Below are 7,310 nucleotides of genomic sequence, written 5' to 3'. Positions count from 1 at the left end.
CTTGCGGTCTGCCAACGTCAATGAATTCAGATGCATCAAAGTAAGGCGACTGAGTAAGAACAGGATCAACCCCATGTAGGGTCGTGATTGACACAGACGATTTTTTCCCGTGCTCATCTTCCTCAATGATCCACCGACCAGATCCGACGACCTTGTGTAGATACTTGCCCTGCATTCTGTCAGCTAGGTCCCGAATTGTAGTCGCTCCAACAAGTGGGTAGCGGGTCCAGTATCCCTTGTCCTCGGGGCAAGCCATCGGTCTACCAGACTGAAGGCACCATTTTGCCGTGTATAGGAAAGAAGCCATTGCATCACATTGCCTTTGGCTCGGCGTCTGAATGCCGATAGCTCCTAAGACGGTCTTAACCCAGTCTTTGGCGTCCTGATTGAATGCCCGCCAAATGGGTTTGTAAAAATTCACTGGTTGAACAGTCGTAGTCATATGCACTCCTTAAGATTGGGAACGCACAACGCAAAAAAGACCCCAGAAGGGTCTAAGCCTGCATCAAGGCAGGGTAGGTCGTGCTAGATTTTGAGAAAATCGGGGCCTAAGAGGGTACCCGGCTATGGAAACGAAAAAAGGCCAACCAATAAGGCTAGCCTGAACGTTTCTAAGAAATAGTAGGCCACAGAAAAGGCTGCTTTGCAAGGATTCATTTTCAATAACCACTTAAACCCTTGATATTCCATGGTTTTGCAGTCATTGCTACATGCACTCCTAGGCGCTACATTGAAATCTTTTAAAATCAATAGCTTAAGGTGGCATCCTGCTGTCCTGAGTACAGCTCCCCACTAGCCCTAGCACCTTGGATCATCTCGCCCGTTGGAGGACTTGCCTCATCCTCGGCGCTTAAAGAACAAACCTCAACCACACGTGAGCATATCTACGCTGCTGCGTATATTAGCCGTTGCTAACACTTGCTGTCGTATGACATAAAAAATGGGCAGGTGTTTTACACCCGCCCTCTAGAGTTGTCATCTGTCCGGGGCTTCGACGCCAATCAAATGCCCCCGGACGGTGGCCGCCTGCTTGATGGTAATTCACTCACCAAGACAACGGTTGAGTAGCCAGAGCAAGCCCATAACGATCAGGCTTGATAGAACTCGTTCAACGATCCTATTGATCATGAGTACACCATATCCCCGAGCTTGCCCCTCTCAAAGCCTTCTTTAGGGATATCTGCAATAAGTTGTGGAATACTAGATTTTCTCTACAATTTGTTGGCGGCTCAGATGGCGGAAATCTTGTCAACCCCCTTCGCCCCCTTTAGCGGCACGAATCCGATAGAGGCTAACTCTGCTGATCCCCAATTGGTCGCAAATCTTCTGCTTGCTGATACCGGACTGAGACAATGACAATACAGCATCAGCTTTCCCGTTGCTGTGCTGGTGTCGATTTGCTGGCCTCCCATGGACAGGATCACAAGCCCAGCGCCTTTGGCCTCCAATGTCTCCAAGAGCTCTCCTAGGTGCCATACAGACCTAGCTAGGCGGTCCAATTTGGTTACAGGCTGTTGTTACTAGCCGCATGTTACCACAATTCGGTAACATTAGGGTATTTTCCCTTCCATTTGTGACTGGAATCACTTTAGTCTAGAGTCATATGTTACCAATTGAGGTTGCCATGGCTACCCTAGGCTACAGACGAGTGAGTACCACAGACCAAAACCTTGATCGGCAGGATCTGGGGCAGGTTGATAAGACTTTCGAAGAGAAATTATCCGGCAAGTCAGCAGCTGGTCGCCCAGCGCTACAGGAGATGATCGACTATGCCAGAGACGGAGACCTTGTAGTTGTCCATTCCATTGATCGACTTGCAAGAGACCTGAGGGACCTTCAGTCAATCATAGAGACTCTGAATAACAAAGGTGTAGCTATCCGCTTTATATCAGAGGGCCTCACCTTCTCAGCCAGTTCCGATGATGCCTTTGCCAAGCTCCAACTGCAAATGATGGGGGCTTTTGCAGAGTTCGAACGTAACATCATCCGCAAGAGACAGGCTGAGGGCATCGCTAAGGCCAAAGCTAAGGGTGTCTACAGTGGGGGGAAGAAGCGGATCGACAGAAAGAAGGTCAGGGATCTTAAGAAAGAAGGTCTGTCCACTTACAAGATAGCAGATGCGCTGGGCGTCAGCCGTATGTCAGTCCATCGGATACTAAACGAAGAAGCTTGATGGTGTAGGCGCATGGAAGGCCCCAGATCATTCGTGGGACCCTCCAGAAAATTCCGAATTGGATTTACCTAGGTTGGTTGGCACCTCGGAATCCAAAAAAACAAAAAATCACTCAAAGCCAGACCAAGTGAAGTGATTGCGGAGGGCAAGGGTGTCTGGGTAATCGGCAACACACTCAGGTAAGGAAATTTTCTCGTTGGCGAACAAAGAGTATTGCTCCGAAGTCATCAACTCAGGACCCAGGCGAACCCTGAACTCTTGATCTATTGCCACCAGCCCCAGGTCGAATAGCGTGTGAAGGTCGGACCTTAGTAGCAAGCCATTGGTAACAATGTTCGAGTGAGCTCCTAAATATGGTGCAATGTGCGCCGCTTCCAATGCCGCTGCAATGTCGCAACCAGAAATGCAGCACTTGGCGTTGTACGAGATCAGAAGCTTGTTTCTAAACGCCGACTGTCCCCGTCTCAAGGCTACCGCTCTCAGCTGGAAGTCACGGTTATCCTGGTAGATTCCGGGGGTATCATCTTCGAATGTTAGGTCTGATAGCTGTGTCCTAGACTTGGCCGCATCATTTTGGGGCCGGTTCACTGAGTAAACTCCGCTATCCGACAGACCCTCGATGGTAAAATAACCTTGATCCCATGCAGTCACCAACCCGAGCCCAACTACATCATATTCTGCGGCTGGCTTCGTCTGTCGTCGTATCATGAAACCGACAGGTATTTGTTGCTCCATACAAAGCACCAAGCCACGATTGCCCGCCGATTTATCCCTATCATCAGGATTCTGATACTCCTGGTAATACTGACATATCCAACTGCCATCAGGTCGATATTCTACGTCTTTGTCTGGGTAAGGCCCCTCTTGCATCGTCTTAACGCTAAGAGTGAAATTTGAATAAGCGGGTTTATAGATGCCTTTCGCTGCCCCACTGAGACGGTAACCGTCGCCTTGCTCGGCTACTTCCTTCATGCTCGCCCAGGTAACACGTTGACCACGCTTGGCCCAAAACCATTCTAGGGACTGAATATGATTGTCTGGCAAGCCTTCTAATAACTGATTTAACTCTGGCATTCTGAGGCCTTAAGGTTTTGTTTACTAAAATATTTTCTCATCCTGCCATGAGAGTTTGGAAAGCTGAAGCCAGAAAAGGCAATGAACAATATCCTAGTCGGTGGGGATTTGTGAGAGCCCCGACTGAAGCCGAGGCCCTTTCAATATGCAAAGCTACCAGCAACCTACCCCTAAACTGGGTATACCCTAAGCCTATCGAAATGGTTTGGCCTGGTAGCCAAGGCACTGATTTCTGTTGGGACTGAGGACATAATCCATCGCAACCTTCGACAGCCAACTGTGCAAATTATGTAGTTTATAGCCCTGCCCATATGATGCACCGACACCTCCAACGGCAGACCATCCACCTATCTGGTCAATCAGTTCCAGAGGAGCCTCAACCTCTCGTAGACGGTCTCTCATGGTATGTCTGAGGCTATGAGCAGTCAGACCATCAAACCTTGCTTTTAGCCACTTGTTCAGGGCATTGGATGCATGTGTCGCCCTACAGCCATCCTCATGAATGTAACGAGGATAAAGCCACCCATCACCAGACTGACGGAGAGCCTCTCTCATGGCCTCCAGCCCATAGCCGACCAAGGGCAAGGATCTCTCGCTTCCTGTCGTCTTGAGGCGTCTCATAGGGTTTGGGCGGATATGAATAACCTCTTGGTCAAGGTCTATGTCTTCCACCCTAAGACCAACGACCTCACCAAGCCTACAACCTGTCTCGCCAAGTATGGGCATCAGCAACCGAATTGAGCTTTGTGACGATAGGGCCTCTTCGTAGCCTTGCTGTAGCTGCTCTTTGGTGAAGGTGCCTCGCTTCTTCCTGTCCTGTCCTTCGTTCTTGATAATCAAGCGAGAGAAGGGATTCCGCTTTTCGATTTCCAGTTCAGCAAAGCCGTAGTTGAGCAGGGCACAAATACTGTTGGTTCGTCTCCGGATGGTGCCGCTAGAGTTTCCACGGCACTGAAGGAGGTTAGCAAATGCCTTACTGTCATCCCTCGTGTATGCGGATATATCCCTATCCCCGGCAACCTCACACAACGCCTGCACGGCCAGTTCAATTGGCTTTGGTGCTATCTGTTTTAGCTCTAGGTATTCGGAGGCGACCTCTGACAGTCGTTTTACCTTAGGCTCAAATGCCTTAGTTACTGAGGATAGGTCGATCTTGTGACCAGATCGAAAGCTTCGGTCCAAGACTTCCGTCAAGCGCTGGGCCAATGTTGCGGCTTGGGCCTCATCGGTTCCAAGCTTTAGTCGGATTGATGGTCCATAAAGCCTAACGGCATTCTGAGGAGTCCTTCTATTGTAGTAGAAGGTTTGATTTCTCAAAATTGTGTACGGAATGTGTGACAATATCTTAAGCTCCTGCGTCTGTTTGTGCAGAAGAATCAAGGGCTTAAGTTTGTTCTAATGGTGCCCGGGGGCGGAATCGAACCACCGACACGAGGATTTTCAATCCACTGCTCTACCCCTGAGCTACCCGGGCACGGGAAGGCGTCTCGCCTTGGGTGCACCTCATTAAGGTTCTGAATCCATTAGATAACTTAAGTTAGACCTGTGTTCTTCCTGATGGAACAATCAACAGTACTGAGCTTGCGCAGTCAAGCGACTGAAGCCAATGATGCTGCTAAGAATGCCCAATGTGTTACAAGATGTGTGACAAGGTATAAACACGTTTTAGCTGTTAGCTATGCTCTGGCTGCTACCCTCAAAAGGTCCTGACCATGAGCGCAATTCTCTCGATGGGAGTGAAACTTGGAAGAGCCGCAAAAGACAGCAATCTCGTTTTTTAACTTTGCTCACTCATACGCTGCGTCTGCACTGGCGCTTCGCAAGGCCGATGTTAGGGCTACTCATCCTAGGTCACCAGTCTCGTTCTTGTTTTTCCATGCAATTGAACTCTACCTAAAGGCATATCTGCTGAGGCAGGGCCTGACAGAAGAGACACTACGGAGACGAGATTATGGTCACAACATCATGTCTCTGGCAAACGCAGCTGAAGAAAGTGCATTGATTCTGACAGACGCTGATAAAGAGGTGATTTCTCATCTGTCTGGCACTGATAATATTATCACATCCAGATACATCCGACTTGGCAACCACTCTCGTCTACCGATGGATACGCTTCACGAAACGTGCTTCCGGCTCCACTCAGCAATCGGCCCGCAAGTATACGAAGGTAGCGGAGTAAGCCGTATTCCAGTTCTTGAGCCTGGGCCTCTAAACAAGCTTGAAAAGATGGATATACAGAAAGCTGGTGGAAATTGCTGAAGGCCACGTCATAGCAATGGACTTGTGCGTAGGATTTATGGATGCCGTAGCCCTCAAGCCAAGAGATTGGCTAAAGTTGACTGCAAGCCGGGAGCATAGCCACCTTATGACCCCCATCATAGCACACCTCCTTGATGAAAATGGACAGTCACTCTTGGGCAATCCAGAGGATCAGCTAGCCCAAGCTCTTGATTAAGCAGCAAAGGCCATTCCTGAAACTGTGGTGGGTATTCATGAATTTTGGAAGCCATGGACTGGCCCCTGAGTGCCACTGAGAAGCCCCCCGGGCATACGGATCAAGGCAGATGCTTTCCTGCTGCTACGTATACCAGCACAGGACCTTGCGCATTAGCCCGATCCAACGTTTTCATTGGTCAAGAAACGATCTTTTTCTATCAAGGCAACGTTGCTCCCATTCGGCCAGAGTGTCCTGAATCAGTTTCGTACCCTCGTCGAATGGAGGTCGAATGGCGTTATGCGCTTCAATTCTGGCAGGAACCTCGTATTGCTCCAGTTCTTCTATTTTGGTTGCATCTACACACTGCTCGTATAATGCAATTGCTCGTTCTGCGGACGGAAAAAACACATTTCCCGCCACTGCACTTGAAGAAAGGGCGAAGGTTAAAAAGCAGAAGCAGTGCTTCCAACCTACAAGAGAAGCTATACGCAAATCTAATTTCCTTCATTAAAAGCAGATACTTGTGAGAATATTCTATTAAATGGGAACCGAAGGTTGCCACTTAAGATGTGTACTATGGCAACCTTCTTATTAGAATATCAGTCTAGATAGAATCCATTAATTCTCTTCTTCCTTTGACCATAAGCCTCAAGGGAACATCCTACCATCACATTGATTATTTCTGGCCTATTGTTGGCTCTACAATGATCTTGGATGTAGATATTAGCCATATCCCTGAAGACCCTAAGTGCAAGATCTTGGTCAGATTTCTTCACGATTAGGCAGTCATGCATGGGGTAGGCTGGGACCCCTTGAGAATGAAGTTCTTGGATGGTCCTAAGGACGATCTCACTCTCGTGAAACGTGATGAATCCAGATCCATTCAAGTAATCCCTTTCCAGATGCTGCAAGGCTGGCACCCACTGGAAGATCTTGTCACGGTAGATTTCGAACTCCCATTGTGTAGTTATCCCATGCTCGATCTTGAGTTCAGGGGATGGGCGCTTCTTGAGTGGGTCGCCATAGCCAATAAGTTCGACTCCAACGGCCTTGAGTTTTGCCCGTTCCTCATCCAGCTTTCCGTAGTTGCCCTTCACCAACTCCTGAGCCATCTCGCCATATAGATCATTCCAGCCACCGCTCTTTCTGCCCGTGTCCTTGATTTTGTAGCCCATCAAGGAAGAGAACAGGATTGGTTGTGCAGCATTAAGGTCAATCTGAACGATAGGCTCTCCATCAATGGTAGACTTGAGCCTGAGGTCTCCCTCAAGCCCCGTGTATGCACCATAGAACCGTCCTCCTGCATCAAGCCTGCCATGGTGAAAGATGCGCCCCACAGAGCCACACAGAGCCCGTGAGAAGCCATCAGCAGGAAGTCTGAGAGGGTGTAGCTGATAGAACTTGTTCAGTTCGTCTACTTCGTCCTTAGCTTCGTGGTATGGTTTCCTGAATTCCCGTTCAGCTGCCCTGAGCCCATACTTCGGCGAAGAGGAATTCGTGAGCTTTCGGGCTTCCTTTTGACCTCTGGTTTCCTTCTTGCCGACGAGAACTTGCGGTCTGCCAACGTCAATGAATTCAGATGCATCAAAGTAAGGCGACTGAGTAAGAACAGGATCAACCCCATGT

The 7,310-nt window shown here is 49.0% G+C and carries 7 protein-coding genes, 1 tRNA gene and 2 pseudogenes; 2 read left to right on the top strand and 8 right to left on the bottom strand.

Features of this window, described 5'->3' with window-relative positions:
• The 3 genes and pseudogenes from ACN0UY_RS12735 to ACN0UY_RS12725 all read right to left on the bottom strand — a co-directional run.
• Window positions 1–442: hypothetical protein (locus ACN0UY_RS12735; protein ID WP_417667587.1), on the bottom strand; the 442-nt coding region annotated here is incomplete at its 3' end.
• Between the two features lie 806 nt (window positions 443–1,248).
• Window positions 1,249–1,398 (bottom strand): annotated as a pseudogene (locus ACN0UY_RS12730) (helix-turn-helix domain-containing protein); the annotation flags it as partial.
• Window positions 1,374–1,499: pseudogene (locus ACN0UY_RS12725) on the bottom strand (recombinase family protein); the annotation flags it as partial. The pseudogenes ACN0UY_RS12730 and ACN0UY_RS12725, both read right to left, overlap by 25 nt.
• 125 nt (window positions 1,500–1,624) lie before the next feature.
• Between ACN0UY_RS12725 and ACN0UY_RS12720 the strand changes: the two are divergent.
• Window positions 1,625–2,173 (top strand): recombinase family protein, encoded by a 549-nt coding sequence (locus ACN0UY_RS12720; protein ID WP_417667585.1) that lies wholly within the window; start codon window positions 1,625–1,627, stop codon window positions 2,171–2,173.
• 108 nt (window positions 2,174–2,281) lie between these two features.
• On the opposite strand, the gene ACN0UY_RS12715 is transcribed toward ACN0UY_RS12720, so the two are convergent.
• The 3 genes from ACN0UY_RS12715 to ACN0UY_RS12705 all read right to left on the bottom strand — a co-directional run bounded on the left by ACN0UY_RS12715 (window position 2,282) and on the right by ACN0UY_RS12705 (window position 4,721).
• Window positions 2,282–3,247: an HNH endonuclease gene (locus tag ACN0UY_RS12715; RefSeq protein WP_417667582.1), complete on the bottom strand. Its 966-nt coding sequence runs from the start codon at window positions 3,245–3,247 to the stop codon at window positions 2,282–2,284.
• Between the two features lie 192 nt (window positions 3,248–3,439).
• Window positions 3,440–4,588 carry a site-specific integrase gene (locus ACN0UY_RS12710; RefSeq protein WP_417667580.1) on the bottom strand — a complete coding sequence of 383 codons (1,149 nt, stop codon included), beginning with the start codon at window positions 4,586–4,588 and terminating at the stop codon, window positions 3,440–3,442.
• Window positions 4,589–4,646: 58 nt separating this feature from the next.
• A tRNA-Phe gene (locus ACN0UY_RS12705) sits at window positions 4,647–4,721 on the bottom strand.
• Between the two features lie 269 nt (window positions 4,722–4,990).
• On the opposite strand from ACN0UY_RS12705, the gene ACN0UY_RS12700 reads away from it, so the two are divergent.
• Window positions 4,991–5,506 (top strand): hypothetical protein, encoded by a 516-nt coding sequence (locus tag ACN0UY_RS12700; RefSeq protein ID WP_417667579.1) that lies wholly within the window; start codon window positions 4,991–4,993, stop codon window positions 5,504–5,506.
• Between the two features lie 367 nt (window positions 5,507–5,873).
• Here the strand turns inward: ACN0UY_RS12700 and ACN0UY_RS12695 are convergent, their stop codons facing one another.
• The gene (locus tag ACN0UY_RS12695) at window positions 5,874–6,176 is read right to left on the bottom strand and encodes a hypothetical protein (protein WP_417667577.1); all 303 of its coding nucleotides are present in this window, start codon (window positions 6,174–6,176) and stop codon (window positions 5,874–5,876) included.
• A gap of 107 nt (window positions 6,177–6,283) precedes the next feature.
• A partial coding sequence (locus tag ACN0UY_RS12690) for a hypothetical protein (RefSeq protein ID WP_417667575.1) occupies window positions 6,284–7,310 on the bottom strand: 1,027 nt, incomplete at its 5' end.

This window comes from Pseudidiomarina sp. (assembly GCF_048268165.1).
Lineage (GTDB): Bacteria > Pseudomonadota > Gammaproteobacteria > Enterobacterales > Alteromonadaceae > Pseudidiomarina.
This window is presented reverse-complemented; position numbering and strand designations above follow the sequence as displayed.